Source organism: Methylobacterium sp. 2A (assembly GCF_009806555.1).
GTDB lineage: Bacteria > Pseudomonadota > Alphaproteobacteria > Rhizobiales > Beijerinckiaceae > Methylobacterium.
Window position 1 is genome coordinate 156,633 of the sequence record NZ_VUOK01000003.1, and the last position, 16,915, is coordinate 173,547.

Consider the following 16,915-nt stretch of genomic DNA (forward strand, 5'->3'; position numbering starts at 1 on the left):
GCCATGCTGCACAATATCGATCTCACTGTTGTCTGGGCGTTCATCATCGCCGCCGCGATCTTGTCCTACATCATCATGGACGGCTTCGACCTCGGCATCGGCATCCTGTTCCCGACCCTGAAGCCGGGAACCGACCGGGATACCGCGATGAACTCGATCGCCCCGGTCTGGGACGGCAACGAGACCTGGCTGGTGATGGGTGGCGGGGGGCTGTTCGCGGCCTTCCCGCTCGCCTACGCGGTCATCCTGCCGGCGCTTTACGCGCCGATCATCGCGATGCTGCTCGGGCTGATCTTCCGGGGCGTCGCCTTCGAGTTCCGCTGGCGCGATCCTGGCCATCGCGCCGCCTGGGACGTCGCCTTCGCGGTCGGCTCGGTGGTGGCCGCCCTGGCCCAGGGGATCACCCTGGGGGCGCTGCTCCAGGGCATCACCGTGGAGGGCCGCGCCTATGCCGGCGGCTGGTGGGATTGGCTGACGCCGTTCACCCTGCTGGTCGGCGTGAGCCTCGCGGTCGCCTACGCGCTGCTCGGGGCCACGTGGCTGGTGATGCGCACCGAGGGCACACTCCAGCTCCAGGCCCGGCGCCTCGCCCAGCGCCTCACCATCGGGACGGTGACGGCGATCGCTCTGGTGAGCGCCGCAACCCCGTTCCTGCAGGGGCGCTACTTCACGCGCTGGCTGGAGATGCCGAACGTGCTCGTCACCGCGCAGGTGCCGCTCCTCGTGGCGCTCGCGGCCTACGCCCTGTGGCGGACCCTGCGGGGCGGGGCCGAGCGGGCGCCGTTCCTGATCGCGCTCGGGCTGTTCGGCCTCTCGTTCCTCGGGCTCGGGATCAGCATCTTCCCCGACGTGGTGCCGGGACGGATCACCATCTGGCAGGCGGCCGCCCCCGAGGCGAGCCAGATCTTCCTGCTGGTCGGCGCCGCGGTCCTGATCCCGATCATCCTGACCTACACCGCCTACTCGTACTGGGTGTTCCGCGGTAAGGTCGACACGCATGGGTATCACTGATGGCCCCCACCGCCCCGCTCCCCCTATGGAAACGCTTCGCCTGGTTCGTGGCGATCTGGGCGCTGAGCATCGTGGCCCTCGGGCTGGTCGCGACGGTGCTCCGGTTCTGGCTCAAGACCTGATAGGGTGCCGGGAGAGCCCGGCACCCCCGGATCCTCGCACCCCGTCGGACCCCCCCGTGCAGTTGCCCCCCCTCGTCCAGACCTTCGTGCTTCATTTCGGAGAGATGGGCTCCCGATGGGGCATCAACCGCACGGTGGGGCAGATCTACGCCGTGCTGTTCGTCGCCGAGCGGCCGCTCAACGCCGACGAGATCGTCGAGCGGCTCGGCGTGTCGCGCTCCAACGTCAGCATGGGTCTGAAGGAGTTGCAGTCGTGGAACTTGGTGCGGCTCCAGCACAGGCCCGGCGACCGGCGGGACTACTTCGCCACGCCGGATGATGTCTGGCAGATCGTCCGCACCCTGGTCGAGGAGCGCAAGAAGCGCGAGATCGACCCGACCCTGACGCTCCTGCGCGAGCTGCTGATGCAGCAGGTCGAGACCGAGGCCGAGCGTCATGCCCAGGCCCGGCTCGGGGAGATGCACGACCTGTTCGAGCTCTTCACCGGCTGGTACGACGACATGCGCCGGCTGGAGACCGACCGCCTCGTCCAGCTCCTCACCCTCGGCGCCAAGGTCCAGAAGGTGCTGGAGATGAAGGATCGGCTGACCCGCTTCGGCGGCCGGGCCGACAAGGGGGATTGAGGCCCCTGGCCGGGAGGGCGACGATGCCGATCGGATCAGAGCCGGGCTTGCCCGTCCCGGTACACCGCCAGGAGGCAGACACCGACATATTCAATATGGGCGCGCAGGACCGCCGCCGCCGCATCGACGTCGCGGGCCTCGCAGAGATCGAGGATCTGCGTGTGCTCCTCCTGGGCGCGGGCGACATCCCCCATGGCCTGGAGCTGCAGGCGCGTCGGGCGGTCGCAATCCTGCAGCAGGCCCGACACGATCGCGAGCGCGCGGGGCCGTTCGGCGTGGCGCAGCAGGTCGAAGTGGAAGCGGCGGTTCAGCTCGCCCCAGAGCATGACTTCGCCGCTGCTCAGCGCCTCACCGTAGGCCTTCAGCACGGCGCGAAGGTCCCTGAAATCCTCGTCGGTGAGGTGGCGGGCCGAGAGCGGCAGGAGCTGGGGCTCGAGCTGGGCGCGGAGCCGAAAGATATCCTCCACCTCCGTCAGGGAGAGGCCCGATACCACGGCTCCGCGGTGCGGCGCGATCTTGACGAGATTGACGGCCTCCAACTGGAGGAGCGCTTCGCGGATCGGGATCCGGCTGATCCCGAATTCTTCGGCCAGCGCATCCTGGCGAAGCTGAACGCCCGGGCGCAGTTCCCCGGTCAGGATCCGCCGCCGCAGCGAATCAGCTACCGCCGCCGCGACCGTCTTATGCCGCAGCCTGTCAGGCACGCGGCGCCCTGGAACCGCTGTGAACATGGAGGCCTCGACCAGAGGGTATACACTCATACATAGCATCCTCCGGCAGCGAAGTCCCGCCGTGCCGATTCGGACTATAGTCCTCGCATACGTCAGGTTGCCATGCAAGGCCAACATTAACCTCACGGGAAGATTCCCGTGAGGGTGGCCAGTCGTTTGCGTCTCCAGGCCGTGTATTGATCGAATGGGACAGGGGTGTGCGTTCCTTGGTGCCGAAGGCGTTCCGAGTGTTGATGCGTAGGACGATGCGCTAAGTTCCTGCGTCAAGCCGGGTATTGCCCGCGGATCGAACGGTAGTCTGTGGGCCGATAGACTTCCCTAATATGTATTAGCTTCAGCGCCTGTCAGGGGCTCGTGCCGGCCCCGCGGCCTGCGGATCGGCCCACGGAGCGTTGGCGAGGCTCTGCACAAGGTGGGCCATGAGGGCCGTGACGCGGGCCGGCCGGGGATCGCCGGGCGGCGTCACCAGGTGCAGCGCGATCGGGGGCGGCGACCAGCCGGGTAGGACCCGCTCCAGGCGGCCCGATTCCAAGTCGTCCCAGATCATGAAATCGGGCTGGAGCGCGAGGCCGAGGCCGGCCCGGAGCGCCGGGGCCAGCGCCTCGGCGTTGTTGGCCCGCAGCGCGCCGCCGGGCGTGACCACGGCCTCCGCGCCGCGCGCATCCACGAAGCGCCAGCGGTCGGGCGTCGGCAGATAGGCGTAGCCGAGGCAGGCGTGGCGGGCGAGTTCGTCCGGATGCCGGGGGCGTCCGTGCTGGTCGAGATAGGCGGGCGTGGCCACGAGCGAGCGACGGACCGCGCAGAGCCGGCGGGCGCGCAGCGACGAATCCGGCAGGGCCGCGATCCGCAGCCCGATGTCGAACCCGCCGCCCACGAGATCGACCACCGCGTCGGAGAGGTGCAGGTCCACAGACACGGCCGGATGCGCACGAAGGAAATCCGGCAGCACTGGCGCGACATGCATCACCCCGAAGGTCATCGGGGCCGCGAGCCGCACCAGTCCGCGCGGCTCCGCGGCGCCAGCCATGGCCAGCGCCTCGGCGGCCTCGCCCTCGGCGAGGATGCGCGCGGCGCCCGCCCTGGCGGCCTGCCCGGCTTCGGTGAGCGCGAGCTTGCGCGAGGTGCGGTTGAACAGCCGCGCCCCGATCCGGAGTTCAAGCCGGCCGACCGCCTTCGAGACCGTGCCCTTCGACAGCCCGAGATCCGTGGCGGCCCGGGCGAAGGAGCCGGTCTCCACCACCTTGGCGAACACCGCCCAGGCTTCGAAGTCAGGCAGTCTCATTTGCCAAGCTCTTGGGTCAGATCCGGAAACGATGGGTCTCCAGCGTTTCTATTTTCGGGACCAAGGGCAAGGGGCAGATTGCTGTCATCGCAAGACGCACCGCGCCCGGCGCGGCAGCCTCAGGAGACAGCGCCATGATCCAGACCGGCCTCCATCACGTCACGGCCTTCTCCGGGCTGGCCCTGCGCAACCTCGACTTCCACACCCGCGTGCTCGGGCTGCGGCTGGTGAAGAAGACCGTCAATTTCGACGATCCGGGCACCTACCACCTCTATTACGGTGACGCGGCCGGGCGCCCCGGCACGATCCTGACCTTCTTCCCCATCGAGCGGGCCGCCCCCGGCCGCGTCGGCGTCGGTGAGACGCAGGAGACCGCGTTCCGGATCCCCCGCGCCTCCATCGGCTGGTGGACGCACCGCCTGATCGAGCAGGGCGTCGCCCATGAGCCGCTGGTGCAGGTCTTCGGCGCGCCGGTTCTGCGCTTCCGCGATCCCGACGGGATGATGCTCGCCTTGGTCGGAGTCGCGGATCCGGAGGGCGAAGGCGAGGCCTGGGCCTCCGGCGAGGTCCCGGTCGAGCACGCCATCCGCGGCCTGCACGGGGTCACGCTGCTCCTCGACAAGGCCGAGCCCACGGCCGCGATCCTCACGGAGGTGCTGGGCCTGCACGAGGCCGGCCGCGAGGGCAACCTGATCCGCTTCGCGGGCAGTGCCGCGGTGGGCGGCTTCGTGACCCTGCGGGCGGTGGGCGGCTTCCTGCCCGGCCGGCCCGGCGCCGGCTCGGTCCACCACATCGCGTTCCGGGCGGCGGACGACGCCGCGCAGGCCGCGATGGGCGCCGCCCTCGCCGCCCGGGGCCTCCACGTCACCGAGCAGCGCGACCGGCAGTATTTCCGCTCGATCTACTTCCGCGAGCCGGGCGGCGTGCTGTTCGAGATCGCCACGGACGCGCCCGGCTTCGCGGTCGACGAGCCGATCGAGGCCCTTGGGTCCGCCCTGAAGCTGCCCGCCGGGCTGGAGCCACACCGGGCTGAGATCGAGGCCGTGCTGCCCAAGGTCGCCTGAAGCCAGCGCGCCCGCTCCGCGTCCCGCGGGGCGGGACCGCCCCCACACCGCCAGGAGGTCGCCATGACCCACGAGACCCTCGGGTTCATCCACCGCTTCGAGCCCGGCCCGGATACGGGGCACCCGCTGCTCCTCCTGCACGGGACCGGCGGCGACGAGAGCGATCTCCTGCCGCTCGGCCGGATGCTGGCGCCGGACGCCGCGCTCCTGTCGCCCCGGGGCGCGGTTCTCGAGAACGGCATGCCCCGCTTCTTTCGCCGGCTGGCGGAGGGCGTGTTCGACGAGGCCGACCTGCGCCGCCGCAGCCACGACCTCGCGGGCTTCGTGGCGGCGGCGCGCGATCATTACGGGCTCGGCGCGCCGCTGGCGCTGGGCTTCTCCAACGGCGCCAACATCGCCGCCGCTTTGCTGATGCTGCGGCCGGAGATTCAGGCGGGCGCCGTGCTGATGCGCCCGATGGTGCCCTTCGCCGATCCCCCGGCGGCCGAGCTCGCGGGAAAACCCGTCCTGATTCTCTCCGGCGCCATGGATCCGATCGTGCCGGTGGAGAATGCAAGCCGCCTCGCGGCGCAGCTCACCGCCGCCGGCGCGCAGGTCGAGCATCGGATCCTGCCCGCCGGCCACGGCCTGTCGCAGGCCGAGGTCAGCCTCGCGGCAGGCTGGCTGGAGAGAGTTGCACGTCCGGGCGCGACCTGAGTCCTGCGCCCGCCGCCGAAGCGAACGGAACCCCCATGGTGACCTTGATCTCCCGCGCTCCGAACGCAACTGCGCTGCTCCCGCTGGCCGGCCGGATCCTGATGAGCGTGATCTTCCTGGTGAGTGGTGCCGGCAAGCTCGTCTCTCCCGTGGCGACCCTCGCCACCATCGAGGCTGGTGGCCTGCCGGTACCGCCGATCTCCTACGGGGTGGCGACCTCCGTCGAGATCGGCGGTGGCCTCCTGCTGATCGCCGGCTACCGCACCCGGCTCGTCGCGATCGTGCTGTCCGTCTTCGCGATCGTGACGACGGTAACCTTCCATGCGGTGCTCGGCGACAAGGCCCAGATGACTCACTTCCTGAAAAACCTCGCCATGACCGGGGGGCTGTTCCAGGTCGCAGCCTTCGGGGCCGGTCCGCTCAGCCTCGATGCCCGGCAGGGCCGAGCCTGAGGTCGTGTTGGCCGTCAGCCTTTCCCGCACCGGTTCAGATCCGTAAGGCTATGCCGGGACGCGCATCCGTGCCGTCCGACATGCGGGATCCTCCATGCCGGCCACCGACGACCAACTCGCCCTCGGGATCATCGGCGCGGGGATCATGGGCGAGCGCCTGCTCGGCGCGATCCACGGGGCGCCGGACTCACCCGTCCGGGTCGCTGCGATCTGGGACCCGTCGCCGGAGGCCCTGGCCCGCATCGGCGCGGCCTTCCCCATGGTGCCGCGCGTCGCCGATGCCGAATCCGTCGTGGCGTCGAGCGCCTGCCTCTACGTCGCCTCGCCGCCGGCCTCGCATCTCGGCTACGCGCGGGCTGCCCTGGCGGCGGGCCGGAGCGTCTTCTGCGAGAAGCCGCTCGCCATCGACCTCGCCGAGGCCCGCGCCTTCGTGGCGGAGGCCGGACCGGCCGGCGCGGTGAACTTCCCCTTCGCCTCGTCGCCCGGCGTTGCGGTGCTGCAGCGCTGGATCGCCGAGGGCGCCGTGGGTAGGCCGCGGCGCCTCACCATCGCGGTGGACTTCGCCCGCTGGCCGCGCCCGTGGCAGGCAGACGCGGTGCGCTGGCTCGACGCGCGGGCGGAGGGCGGCTTCACCCGCGAGGTCGTCTCGCACTTCCTGTTCCTGGCCCGCCGCCTGCTCGGCCCGCTGGAGGGAATCGGTGGCCGCATCGATTTCCCGGAGCCCGGCCGCTCCGAGCGGGCGATTGACGTGACGCTCACGGCGGGCGGCGTCCCCGTGACCCTGACCGGCCGGGTCGGCGGCACCGACAAGGACGACCACAACACGTGGACGCTGGCGGGCGACGCGGGCGCCGTCCGACTGCGCGACTGGGCCATCGCCGAGCGCCTTGGCCCGGATGGGCGCTTCGAGCCGGAGCCCGGCGCACTCCCGAATGAGACGCTGCGCCCGATCACCCTGCGGCGCCAGCTCGACGGCGTCGTCCGGATGGCGCGGGGCGAGCCGCACCACCTCGCCACCTTCGCGGAGGCGCTCGCCGTGCAGGAGGCGGTCGAGGCGATCCTGTCGCTGTGAGGAGGACTCACACCTCCAGGAGGTCGATCAGGAACGGGATCAGCGGCGCGTCGGCGGGGGGCATCGCGAGATCGCGTAAAGCCTTCGGCCGGACCCATTTCAGCGCCTGCCCCTCCATCGGCTGCGGCGTGCCGGTCCAGCGCCGGCAGACGTAGAGCGGCATCAGGAGGTGGAAATCCGGATAGGCGTGGCTGGCGAAGGTCAGGGGCGCGAGGCACGGCTCCTCGACCCGGATGCCGAGTTCCTCGGAGAGTTCCCGGATCAGCGTCTCTTCCGGCCGCTCGCCGGCCTCGACCTTGCCGCCGGGAAATTCCCACAGGCCGGCGAGCTGCTTGCCTGCCGGGCGCTCGCTCACCAGCACGCGGCCATCGACATCGACCAGGGCCACGGCCACCACGAGGAGAAGGCGCGGGCCGGCCGTCCCGGGGGCACTCATGGCGTCACCGCGAAGGTGGCCGCGACTTCGGAGGACATCTGGATCGTGCCGGCCTCGATCGGGACGCGCCGGCCCTTGGCGGCCATCGGCGCCGCCAGGGCGCGGTTCGCGAGCGCGTAGGGTGTGCCGCCCGCGGGTCCCAACGTGCAGAGCGGGCCGAGCTTGACGCCGAGGGCGTCGGCGAGCGCCGCGGCCCGGCTGCGGGCGTCCCGGGCCGCCGCCACCTGGAGGGTGGCGTCGAGTTTGTCGGGATCGCGCAGGCCGAAGCCGACGCCGTCGATCCGGTTCGCGCCGGCCTCAAGAGCCTGGCGCAGGAGGTCGCCGAGCCGGTCCATGTCGGCGAGGCGGACGCTCACGAAGTTGCTCGCCCGGTAACCGTCCGGCTCCTCGGTGAGGCCGCCCCCTGGCCGGGCCACCGATCGTGTGGCGGCTTGCAGCGAGACAGCCGCGGTGCCGATATCGGCCGCCGGCACGCCGAGGGCGCGGGCCTGCGCCGAGACGCCCGTCACCGCCTTCGAGGCCGCGTCGAGGGCCGCGGCCGCATCGGGCGCACGCGCCTCGATGCCCACCGTCACCTCGGCGAAATCCGGCACCCGCGCCTCCGCGGCGCGGCCGACCACGCTGATATGGCGGGCGCAGGCCGAATCGTCGGCCCGGGCCCCGGTTGAGAGCGCAGCGATCAGGAGGACGCCGGCCAGGGCTGCCCTCACGAGCGGTAATCCCCGTTGATCTCGATATAGGCCTTGGTCAGATCGCAGGTCCAGACACGGGCCTGACCCGCGCCGAGGCCCAGATCCACCCGGATCTCGATCTCCGGCTCGCGCATCACCGCGCTCGCCGCCGCCTCGCTGTAATCCGGGTCCCGGGCCCCCTGGACGGCCACGCGCACGTCGCCGAACCAGATGGCGAGCCGGTCGCGGTCGGCGGGCTCGCCGGCCTTGCCGACCGCCATCACCACCCGCCCCCAATTGGCGTCCTCGCCCGCCACCGCGGTCTTCACCAGCGGCGAATTGGCGATCGACATCGCGATGCGGTGGGCCGACGAATCGCTCTCGGCCCCCGTGACCCGGACGGTGACGAACTTGCGCGCGCCCTCGCCGTCCTTGGCGACGAGCTGCGCCAGCTCGATCAGCAGGCTGTCCAGGGCCTCCCGGAAACCCGAAAGCCGCGGATCGGCCGGGTCCGACAAAGCCGCATTGCCGGCCCTGGCGGTGGCGAACAGCATCAGCGTGTCGGAGGTGGAGGTGTCGCCGTCCACCGTGACGCAGTTGAAGCTGGTCTTCGCGCCGGCCGAGAGGAGGGATTGCAGCACCGCCTGGGGCAGGGCGGCATCGGTGAACACGAAGGACAGCATCGTCGCCATGTCGGGGGCGATCATGCCGGCGCCCTTGGCGATGCCGTTGATCGTCACCGGCACGCCGTCGATCGTGGCCGTGCGGGTCGCGAGCTTCGGGAAGGTGTCGGTGGTCATGATGGCGCGCGCCGCCTCGGCCCAGGCGGCGGAGCCGTCCGTGGCGCGGGCCGCGCAGTCGGCCAGAACGCCCTCGAAGCGCTCGGCCGGCAGCGGCTCGCCGATCACGCCGGTCGAGGCGACGTAGACCTCTTGGGGGCCGCAGCCCGCCGCCTGCGCGGCGATCTCGACGGTGCGGGCGACCGCCTCCCGGCCGAGTCGGCCCGTGAACGCGTTGGCGTTGCCGGAATTGACCACCAGCGCCCGCGCCGACCCCTCGGCCAGCGCCTCGCGGCACCAGTCGACCGGTGCCGAGGGGCATTTCGAGCGGGTGAACACGCCGGCCGCCCGCGTGCCGGGCTCCAGCGCGACGTAGAGCACATCGGTCCGGCCGCTGTAGCGGATCCCGGCCTGGGCGGTGGCGATTCGCACTCCCGGAAGCGGGGGCAGCTCGGGCGTCGCGGTGGGCGCCAGCGGGGAGACGGGCGGGGATTTCGCGGACGACATCGGCTCAGGCTCCGGGAGCGCGCGGTGGGGTCCCGCGGGCGGCCCGGTGTTGAGCGCAGGACCCAGGCTGCGTCAACCGTGTGCCCGATCTCTGGTCGGGGATCCCGTCTGCCGCCTCATTGTGCGCAGACGGCGCGAAATGCGGCGCCTCCGCGGCGGCAGGCTTGCGTCCGAATTACAACCCGGCATAGCATGCTGCATCGCAATGCGAGCGCGAAGTCGAGTTCGGAATGTCCACGCCCGACGTCACGACTGCCTCCAGCACGATGCCCCAGGGCGGATGCTACCGGATTCAGGTTCTGGTCGTCGGTCGCCACAAGCGCTGGCGCGACGAGGTGGCCGCGCAGGTCCGCCTGCTGGGCTATCAGGTCACTGCCTGCGACCGCGGCATCGACGCCATGACGGTCCTGGCGCTGGGCCTGCCGGTGGACGTGATGGTGGTGGATTCCGGCCTGCAGGGCGGCCTGTGCTGCGCACAGCTGGCTGTCGAGGCGCGGACCCTGCGCCCGGGCCTGCGCATCGTGCTCGCGGGCGACGCGCTCGATGATCCGGAACCGGAGGCGCCGGCCCAGATCCCCGACGCGCTGCGCGTCCGCCACGACCAGCTCCAGAGCGGCAGGGTGGCGACCCTGATGCGCGAAGCGCTGGGTGATCGCGCCGCCTGATCGGGCACGCCGAACGCCCCTTCACGCTATCCGAGCATGTGCGCCGCGGGACCGATCGGCGCCGTGACCCGAGCCGAGCATGCTCGGGCACCTCACGAAACGTCGGACGCCCTGGAGCGGTCCGATTCGCGTTGTCACCGCCAAGCTGTCCTGCGGGGAACCAGGGTTCAAGCACTGGTCGATCGAACGCAAGTCCGGATCTCGGGCCAAGGCCGGGACGGCCATTCCGCTGAGGACCGGATGATCCGGCGGCCCAAGAGTGTCATGTTCCGGGTGTCGAGATCTCACGGATATCGTCTCGTTCAGGTTGTGTGACGTGATCGCGGTTCCGGGGCCAAAGAATTTAGACCGGTCTTCACAATATAATGTGATTGATCTTCGCATATGCTTGCGATGACTATGGGGTTGCTGCCGCTGGACATGCTGTATTGATTTGTGAGTGATCTGGATACGTGGCGAATAACTTCAAGTTAAGATCCTGATTTGACACAAACTTGTCACGAGCAATTCGCTTCCTAGTGGAGTTTGCCCCAAAAAATCTATCCAACCGAAAAGGCTGACTCCCTGTGAAGATCGGAATACGTATCCGCCTGTATGCCGGATTCGCGTTGCTCGTTGCGATCGCTGCTGTCATCGGAGCTTTCGCAACTTACCAGCAGGATAATCTCGATCAGGAATATGAACACCTGAGCTTCATCCAGGAGAGTGCGCAGGAGATCATCGCGATGGACGGCCTCGCCGCCCAGCTCGCGGCCAAGGCTGAGTATTACCGCGTGGCGCTGGACGCCGCGCAGATCCCCGTCCTGCAGGAGGTCCGGCGCTCGCTCGAGGAAATCGCCGCGCAACGCATGGCCAAGGCCCTGACAGAAATCGGGAGAGTCCGTTATCGCGCCATCGTCGACGATGCGGCTGCGATGAAGGCCGACTTGAACCGTCTCGCGGAGGCCGGTTCCCGGCTCGATGCCACGCGGCAGCGCATCATCAAGGCGGGCAACAACCTGACCGAGCTGGTCGAGGGGCTGGTCGCCGATCTCGGTCGGGATGGCGACGATGGGACCAAGCTGCAGGTCAGCCGCGTCCAGAATGCCGTGCTGGCCTCACGCCTCTCGGCCGCGCGCTCCATCATCGATCACGATCCGCTCTATCAGGACGAATTTCGAGGGAAGATCGAGCAGGCCAGCGCCGCTCTCCAGGACCTGCAGGACCATGGCTCCGCGGCGATTGCCGGGCGGGTGAGAGACATCGCGAACGCACTCGTCCCCTACAGGGCGGAGCTTGGCGCTTTTCACGAGGCGGCGGCCGCATCGAAAGCGATGTACGAGACCGGCATCAAGCCGCATACGGGCGCCATCGCGGCGAACTGCGCCGAACTCCGCAAGCGGATTCTGGCGACGACGGCGCAAATCAAGACGTCGACCGCCGAGACGGCCCTGCGCGCCTGGCGCATCGAGATCGGCCTCGGCACGCTCGCCCTGATCATCGGCGTGACCCTGGCCTCCATCATCGCGCGCAGCATCATCCGGCCTATCGACGGCATGGTGAAGGCCATGGCGCGCCTCGCCAACGGCGACACGGATCTCGTGGTCCCCTCGCAGGAGGCCGCGGGCGAGCTCGGTGCCATGGCCAAGGCCGTGGAGGTGTTCCGCCGCAACGCCATTGCCAGGGCCGAGCTGGAGGCCGCCCAGGCCGCCGAGCAGGCGGCCCGCCTGCGCCGGGCTGAGCGGCGCGAACAGCTCGTCGAGATCTTCGATCAAAGGGTGGCTGCTTCCCTTGGGATTGTCACCCTGGCCACCAACGAACTCGACGCCACGGCCCATTCGATGACGCAGATCGCCGATGACACCAATGCCCAGGCGATGGCCTCGACCACGGCCGCCGACCTGGCGTCCATGAATGTCGAGACCGTAGCGGCGGCGGCCGAGGAGATGGTCTCCTCGCTCCAGGAGATCGAGCGGCAGGTGCTCCGCGCCAACGAGGCGGCCAGCCTCGCCGCCCACGAGGCCGATGCGAGCAACGCCGCCATGGCCAGCCTGCAAGCGGCTTCCGAGCAGATCGGCGCGGCGGTGACGACGATCTCGGGCATCGCGGCCCAGACCAACCTCCTGGCGCTCAATGCCACGATCGAGGCAGCGCGTGCCGGCGAAGCGGGACGGGGCTTCGCGGTGGTGGCGGCCGAGGTGAAGGAATTGGCCGGCCAGACCGCCAAGGCGACCGATCAGATCGGCGAGCTCATCGCCGCGATCCAGACGGCCACCGCCCAGGCCGGGCAGGCAATGCAGCAGATCGCCCGCACGATCGCGAGCGTGAACGAGATCAGCGGAGCCATCGCCTCCACGGTGGTGGAGCAGACGGCGGCGACGAGCGAGATCTCCCGCAATGCCAGCGAGGCGGCGCAGGGCACGCAGGACGTCTCATCCAACGTGTCGCGGGTGCTGGCCTCGGCCAGCGAGACCGGCAGCGCCGCCACGCAGGTGCTGAACGCGGCGGCCGAGCTGGCCAGGCAGTCGCTGGCCGTCAAGCAGGAGGTCGACAACTTCCTGAACGATATCCAGGCCGTGTAGTCCGGGCCGGGCGTCGCCGCCGCTCTCAGATCGCGGCGGCGGGGTCCGTCTCGTCGCCGTCCCGGTCGCGCCGCTCGCGCGGCCGGCGGTCGAGGAACGAGCGGCCCAGCGCGCGCAGCGGCGCCGTGAGCCGCCGGACATCCTCGGCCCGCTCCATGATGCGCTCGCCGTTGCGGATCTCCTTGTCGAGCCGGGCCATCGTCCGGGCGAGCGCCGGATCGTCGTCGTCGAGCCAGGTCTGGGTCACGCGGGCGAAGGCGATCACCACGCCCTGAAGCTTCAGCTGGCCGAGCGGTCCCTCGGTGTCGATCCCGGCCGCGGCCAGCATGTAACGGTGCGAGTTCAGCATGACGCCGTTCAGCGCCAGCATCGACAGCGGCTCGCCGCGCAGCGCGTAGGCGATCCGGCGGAGCGCGGGCTTGTAGGGCTCCATCGCGTCCAGGCGGCGCATCAGCACGTCGAACAGGCGCTCGCGGGTCGGCTCCTCTTCAAGGCCCGCGAGGTCTCCCTCGAGAACCTTGCGGTCGATGATCCGGGTCAGGCCGCCGAGGATTGCCCCCTTCGACGGGAACAGATCGCGCAGCTCGGCCAGCGTCAGTCCCGCCTCCTGAGCGATGTCGCCGATCTCGATATCGTTCCAGGGCTGCTCGGCGGCGAGCCGCATCAGCGCCTCGACGGCGGCTTCCCGGGGCGGCAGCTTCGGCGGGGTGTCGTCGGGCGCGGCGTTCGCTCCAGCAGAGGCCTCGGGCGCAACGCGCTCCTGCGCAACGCTCTCGGGCGCGCCGCCCGCTCTGGCTGGGCTCGCGGCCTTGCGGGGACGCTTCGCGGGGCCTTTGCTCTCAGTCATGGATCCGTCGCCCGCTCCTGTCGGTCGTCGCGCCTGATGTAGGCAATCCGCCGCGGAAAGGCAGGGGTTTCGCGCGGCCATGCCGCACGGGGCCGACCGGATGTCAGCCGGCGAGTTCCCCCGCCCGCCGGCGGGCCGCCGCCACGGCCTCCCGCATCAGCGCGCCGAGCCCGTCCGGGCGCATCAGCACGTCGAGGGCCGCCGCCGTGGTGCCGCCGGGAGAGGTCACGTTGCGGCGCAACTCCGCCGCGTCCGCTTGGTTCGCGTCGAGGAGCGCACCCGCCCCCGAGACCGTCGCCCGGGCGAGACGGCGCGCCACTTCCGGGGCAAGCCCGGCCGCGACGCCCGCCTCGGCCAAAGCCTCGACCAGAAGAAAGACATAGGCCGGTCCGGAGCCCGAGACCGCCGTCACCGCGTCGATCTGCGCCTCGTCGGCGAGCCACGCGACGGTGCCGTTCGCCGCCAGCAGGGCGTCCGCGGAGGCGCGTTGCCCGGGCGTGACGTCGGGATTCGCGTAGGCGCCGGTGGCGCCCCGGCCGATGCTGGCGGGCAGGTTCGGCATCGCCCGAACGACGGCCCGCGCGCGGGGAAGCCGCTCGTGCAGGTTCGCCACGGTCTTGCCGGCCAGGATCGAGACGACGAGCGTGTCGCGGCCGATCAGCCGGTCGAGGCCGGGTGCCGCCGCCTCCAGCCCCTGCGGCTTGATCCCTAAGACCAGCACGGCACCGGGCTCGGGGTCCGGCGGATTGAGGGCGAGCCCCCGTTCCGCGCACAGATCGACGATCTCGCGGCTGGGCACGGGGTCGATGAGGGTGGTGCGGCGCGGATCGAGCCCCGCCGCCAACCAGCCCGCCAGCATCGCTCCGCCCATCTTGCCGGCCCCGGCCAGGACCAGCGAGGCGGGCATCGATGCCGCGTTCGCCCCCGGGGCGCTCACGCCTCGCCTTCGGTCTCGAACAGGACGGCGTCCAGCGCCTCGCGGGCGCTCTTGCCGGCCCAGAGCACGAACTGGAAGGCTTGATAATAGCGCTCGCAGGCCTCCACCGCGGTCTTCATCATGGTGGCGCATTGCGGGTGTGTCGGAACCGCGCCGCCCGTCAGCAGGAGCGCGTGGCGGAACATCACCACGCTGTCGCTCGACCACAGGTCGAAATGCCCGACCCAGAGCTGCTCGTTGATCAGCGCGACGAGGCGCATCACCTCGGTCCGCTGCCGGTCCGGAACCTTGAGATCGAACGCGCAGGCGACGTGCAACGCCTCCACATCCTCGATCCAGGTGAAGGCCACGTTGTAATCGGTCCAGCGGCCGGGGCTCGTCACCGACATCTCGTCGGTCTCGGCCCGGTCGAAGATCCAATCGCGCAGGGACGCCAGACGTTCGACGACGTCGAGCGGATGCTCGTTCCTATCCGGATCGTGAAAGTCGACGTTGAGCAGCGGCATGACGATCCAAAAGGACGGTCCGGTCGAGAAATCCGGCCCGTCGTGAGCGGTGATGCGAAACCGGAGTGCCGAGAACACCCCGAGACCTTTAACGGCCGGCCGATCTGCGCCGGGGGTGATGCGATCGACTGTCGAAGCTCCGCGGACATCGCCCCGCAGCCCCCGAATCACCCTATGCCCGACTATAAACCGGCCGTGACTCGCGACACAAAGTGCAGGTCATAATCGGTGAACAGGAAACCGGGTCATCGCTGCGGCTTCCTGTGTAAAAGCCCCCCGCGTTGCCGCGCGGACTCAGACCGCGGCTCAGACCACCTCGCTCAGGCCGGCCGCGCCCGCTGCGGCGGGGCCGGATTTCGCCTCGAGGGCCGCGACGCGGGCCGTGAGGGCCTCGTTCTGCGCCTGCAGGCTGGTGACGAGGTCGCGCAGGACGTCGAGCTCTTCCCGGGAGGCGATGTCGAGATCACGGATGACGCGTTCGAGCTGGGCCCGGACCACGGTCTCGGCCTCGCGGCGCACGCCCTGCGCGGCACCGGCCGCATCGGTCATCAGGCGGGCGAGGTCGTCGAACAGGCGATTGGAGGGGGGCATCGGGGTCTCCCGGATCGGCCGGCTGCCGCGACGGCCGCCTGACGGCGCGATTCGAGCTGACGAGATAGGAATCTTCGGTGCGCGGAGCAACGTCCGGATCGTCCGGGTCGCGGAGCAGGGCCGGATCGGACCCCGCTCCGCACCGAACTCACATGCGGTGCATGCGGCGATGCATGCGGTGGTGCATCATCCGCCGTTCCATCCGGCGGTGCATGCGGTGATGCATCATGCGGCGCTCCATCCGCCGGTGCATGCGGTGATGCTCCATGGGCGTCATCCGGACCTGGGTCACGGCGTCGGGGGCAGCGACGGCGCCCGGCATGGCGGGGGCCGCGGAAGCGGGCTGCACGAGGGCGGCACCGCCCAGCGAGGCCAGCACGGCGAAGGCGAAGGTCAGTTTCCTCACGAGGAGACTCCAATTCTCTGATGGCCGGGTATGAGGCCCGGTTCATCCTCCCGGACGGGAGGTGCGGAGAGTCGTCTCGTGCCGCGGGCGGCACGGCGGACCGTCGAGGGCCCGCCGCCATCAACTTCTGACTTAGAGATTCGTTTCCTCGAACGCCTTCACCCACTCGGCGCAGATGCCGGAGCGGACGATGTCGTTGCGGGTAAACTCAACCACCGGTATCGGCATCATCCGGCTTTTGACGAGATGCATCACCGTGCGCAGGCCGGAGGTCTCGCGCAGGTCGGTTTGCGACACGTCGCCGTTGATGATGACCTGACAATCGTCGCCGATCCGGGTCAGGAACATCTTGATCTCGTTGGTCGTGGTGTTCTGCGCCTCGTCGAGGATCACGAGGCAGTTCTTGAAGGTGCGCCCGCGCATCACCTCGAACGGGACGATCTCGATGTCGCCGGCCTTGAGCGCGATCTCGAAGGCGGCCGCGCCCATCCGTTCCTTCATGGCCTCGGTCAGCGGGGCGACCCAGGGGGCGATCTTCTCCTCGAGGGTTCCGGGGAAGTAGCCGAGCGAGCGGCCCGAGGGCACGTTCGGGCGGGTGATGACCACCTTGGCGATGCGGCGCTGGCGGAGCTGGTCGGCGGCGCGGGTGCCGGCGATGAAGGTCTTGCCGGTGCCGGCGGGCCCCAGGACGATGACCTGCGGGGAGCGGGCGAGGGCATCGAGGTATTCGGCCTGGCGTTCGGTGAGAGGTTGGATCGGAGCGAGGTTGCGTTCTTCGTCGAAGCGTGTGCGGTGAATACGGGACGTACGGTCTTCAACCAGTTCAAGGCGTGCGCGGCGTCTCTTCATGGATGTACACTCCAACGGGACTTGCCAACCTGGATTTGTCGCTGAACTGCCGTTTACCTATTTGCTCCCGGATTTACGTCTTTCGCGGAACTAATACGGGCCCCTTC

The 16,915-nt window shown here is 70.0% G+C and carries 20 protein-coding genes; 9 read left to right on the plus strand and 11 right to left on the minus strand.

Annotated elements, in window-relative coordinates:
• The first annotated feature begins 3 nt into the window (after positions 1 to 3).
• Genes cydB through FVE89_RS01020 form a run of 3 tightly spaced genes read left to right on the plus strand, consistent with a single transcriptional unit; the run spans position 4 to position 1,756 of the window.
• On the plus strand, positions 4 to 1,011 hold the full coding sequence (cydB, locus tag FVE89_RS01010; protein WP_160532395.1) for a cytochrome d ubiquinol oxidase subunit II: 1,008 nt from the start codon (positions 4 to 6) through the stop codon (positions 1,009 to 1,011).
• Positions 1,011 to 1,133 (plus strand): DUF2474 family protein, encoded by a 123-nt coding sequence (locus tag FVE89_RS01015; protein WP_160532396.1) that lies wholly within the window; start codon positions 1,011 to 1,013, stop codon positions 1,131 to 1,133. Before cydB ends, FVE89_RS01015 begins: the two co-directional genes overlap by 1 nt.
• Before the next feature lie 56 nt (positions 1,134 to 1,189).
• Positions 1,190 to 1,756, plus strand: a complete 567-nt coding sequence (locus tag FVE89_RS01020) for a GbsR/MarR family transcriptional regulator (RefSeq protein WP_160532397.1) — start codon at positions 1,190 to 1,192, stop codon at positions 1,754 to 1,756.
• Between the two features lie 35 nt (positions 1,757 to 1,791).
• Here the strand turns inward: FVE89_RS01020 and FVE89_RS01025 are convergent, their stop codons facing one another.
• Positions 1,792 to 2,487 (minus strand): GntR family transcriptional regulator, encoded by a 696-nt coding sequence (locus FVE89_RS01025; protein WP_160532398.1) that lies wholly within the window; start codon positions 2,485 to 2,487, stop codon positions 1,792 to 1,794.
• 334 nt (positions 2,488 to 2,821) lie between these two features.
• On the minus strand, positions 2,822 to 3,769 hold the full coding sequence (locus FVE89_RS01030) for a LysR family transcriptional regulator (RefSeq protein WP_160532399.1): 948 nt from the start codon (positions 3,767 to 3,769) through the stop codon (positions 2,822 to 2,824).
• A 134-nt stretch (positions 3,770 to 3,903) separates the two neighbouring features.
• On the opposite strand from FVE89_RS01030, the gene FVE89_RS01035 reads away from it, so the two are divergent.
• The 4 genes from FVE89_RS01035 (at position 3,904) to FVE89_RS01050 (ending at position 7,053) form a co-directional block, all read left to right on the plus strand.
• Positions 3,904 to 4,833, plus strand: coding sequence for a VOC family protein (locus FVE89_RS01035; RefSeq protein ID WP_160532400.1), 930 nt, complete (start codon positions 3,904 to 3,906; stop codon positions 4,831 to 4,833).
• A 63-nt stretch (positions 4,834 to 4,896) separates the two neighbouring features.
• The gene (locus FVE89_RS01040; protein WP_160532401.1) at positions 4,897 to 5,529 is read left to right on the plus strand and encodes an alpha/beta hydrolase; all 633 of its coding nucleotides are present in this window, start codon (positions 4,897 to 4,899) and stop codon (positions 5,527 to 5,529) included.
• 35 nt (positions 5,530 to 5,564) lie between these two features.
• Positions 5,565 to 5,981: a DoxX family protein gene (locus FVE89_RS01045; RefSeq protein WP_160532402.1), complete on the plus strand. Its 417-nt coding sequence runs from the start codon at positions 5,565 to 5,567 to the stop codon at positions 5,979 to 5,981.
• Positions 5,982 to 6,075: 94 nt separating this feature from the next.
• A complete protein-coding gene (locus FVE89_RS01050) occupies positions 6,076 to 7,053 on the plus strand; it encodes a Gfo/Idh/MocA family oxidoreductase (RefSeq protein WP_160532403.1) in 978 nt (325 codons plus the stop codon).
• 7 nt (positions 7,054 to 7,060) lie between these two features.
• On the opposite strand, the gene FVE89_RS01055 is transcribed toward FVE89_RS01050, so the two are convergent.
• The 3 genes from FVE89_RS01055 to argJ are packed head-to-tail and all read right to left on the minus strand — an operon-like array spanning position 7,061 to position 9,446.
• Positions 7,061 to 7,489 carry a (deoxy)nucleoside triphosphate pyrophosphohydrolase gene (locus FVE89_RS01055; RefSeq protein ID WP_160532404.1) on the minus strand — a complete coding sequence of 143 codons (429 nt, stop codon included), beginning with the start codon at positions 7,487 to 7,489 and terminating at the stop codon, positions 7,061 to 7,063.
• Positions 7,486 to 8,199 (minus strand): SIMPL domain-containing protein, encoded by a 714-nt coding sequence (locus FVE89_RS01060; protein WP_160532405.1) that lies wholly within the window; start codon positions 8,197 to 8,199, stop codon positions 7,486 to 7,488. Before FVE89_RS01060 ends, FVE89_RS01055 begins: the two co-directional genes overlap by 4 nt.
• Positions 8,196 to 9,446: a bifunctional glutamate N-acetyltransferase/amino-acid acetyltransferase ArgJ gene (gene argJ / locus FVE89_RS01065; protein ID WP_160532406.1), complete on the minus strand. Its 1,251-nt coding sequence runs from the start codon at positions 9,444 to 9,446 to the stop codon at positions 8,196 to 8,198. Before argJ ends, FVE89_RS01060 begins: the two co-directional genes overlap by 4 nt.
• 230 nt (positions 9,447 to 9,676) lie before the next feature.
• On the opposite strand from argJ, the gene FVE89_RS01070 reads away from it, so the two are divergent.
• Both FVE89_RS01070 and FVE89_RS01075 read left to right on the plus strand, forming a co-directional pair.
• Positions 9,677 to 10,111, plus strand: a complete 435-nt coding sequence (locus FVE89_RS01070; RefSeq protein ID WP_160532407.1) for a histidine kinase — start codon at positions 9,677 to 9,679, stop codon at positions 10,109 to 10,111.
• Positions 10,112 to 10,719: 608 nt separating this feature from the next.
• Positions 10,720 to 12,672 (plus strand): HAMP domain-containing methyl-accepting chemotaxis protein, encoded by a 1,953-nt coding sequence (locus FVE89_RS01075; protein ID WP_246730438.1) that lies wholly within the window; start codon positions 10,720 to 10,722, stop codon positions 12,670 to 12,672.
• A 25-nt stretch (positions 12,673 to 12,697) separates the two neighbouring features.
• On the opposite strand, the gene FVE89_RS01080 is transcribed toward FVE89_RS01075, so the two are convergent.
• The 6 genes from FVE89_RS01080 to FVE89_RS01105 all read right to left on the minus strand — a co-directional run bounded on the left by FVE89_RS01080 (position 12,698) and on the right by FVE89_RS01105 (position 16,808).
• Positions 12,698 to 13,519 (minus strand): TetR/AcrR family transcriptional regulator, encoded by an 822-nt coding sequence (locus FVE89_RS01080; protein ID WP_202130503.1) that lies wholly within the window; start codon positions 13,517 to 13,519, stop codon positions 12,698 to 12,700.
• Positions 13,520 to 13,622: 103 nt separating this feature from the next.
• Positions 13,623 to 14,426 carry a pyrroline-5-carboxylate reductase gene (gene proC, locus FVE89_RS01085; RefSeq protein ID WP_160532408.1) on the minus strand — a complete coding sequence of 268 codons (804 nt, stop codon included), beginning with the start codon at positions 14,424 to 14,426 and terminating at the stop codon, positions 13,623 to 13,625.
• Between the two features lie 26 nt (positions 14,427 to 14,452).
• Complete coding sequence (locus tag FVE89_RS01090; RefSeq protein WP_160532409.1) at positions 14,453 to 14,962, minus strand: YbjN domain-containing protein; 510 nt, start codon at positions 14,960 to 14,962, stop codon at positions 14,453 to 14,455.
• Between the two features lie 306 nt (positions 14,963 to 15,268).
• Positions 15,269 to 15,553 (minus strand): accessory factor UbiK family protein, encoded by a 285-nt coding sequence (locus FVE89_RS01095; protein WP_160532410.1) that lies wholly within the window; start codon positions 15,551 to 15,553, stop codon positions 15,269 to 15,271.
• A 148-nt stretch (positions 15,554 to 15,701) separates the two neighbouring features.
• On the minus strand, positions 15,702 to 15,959 hold the full coding sequence (locus FVE89_RS01100) for a hypothetical protein (protein WP_160532411.1): 258 nt from the start codon (positions 15,957 to 15,959) through the stop codon (positions 15,702 to 15,704).
• A gap of 132 nt (positions 15,960 to 16,091) precedes the next feature.
• Positions 16,092 to 16,808 carry a PhoH family protein gene (locus FVE89_RS01105; protein ID WP_160532412.1) on the minus strand — a complete coding sequence of 239 codons (717 nt, stop codon included), beginning with the start codon at positions 16,806 to 16,808 and terminating at the stop codon, positions 16,092 to 16,094.
• Positions 16,809 to 16,915: the final 107 nt, after the last annotated feature.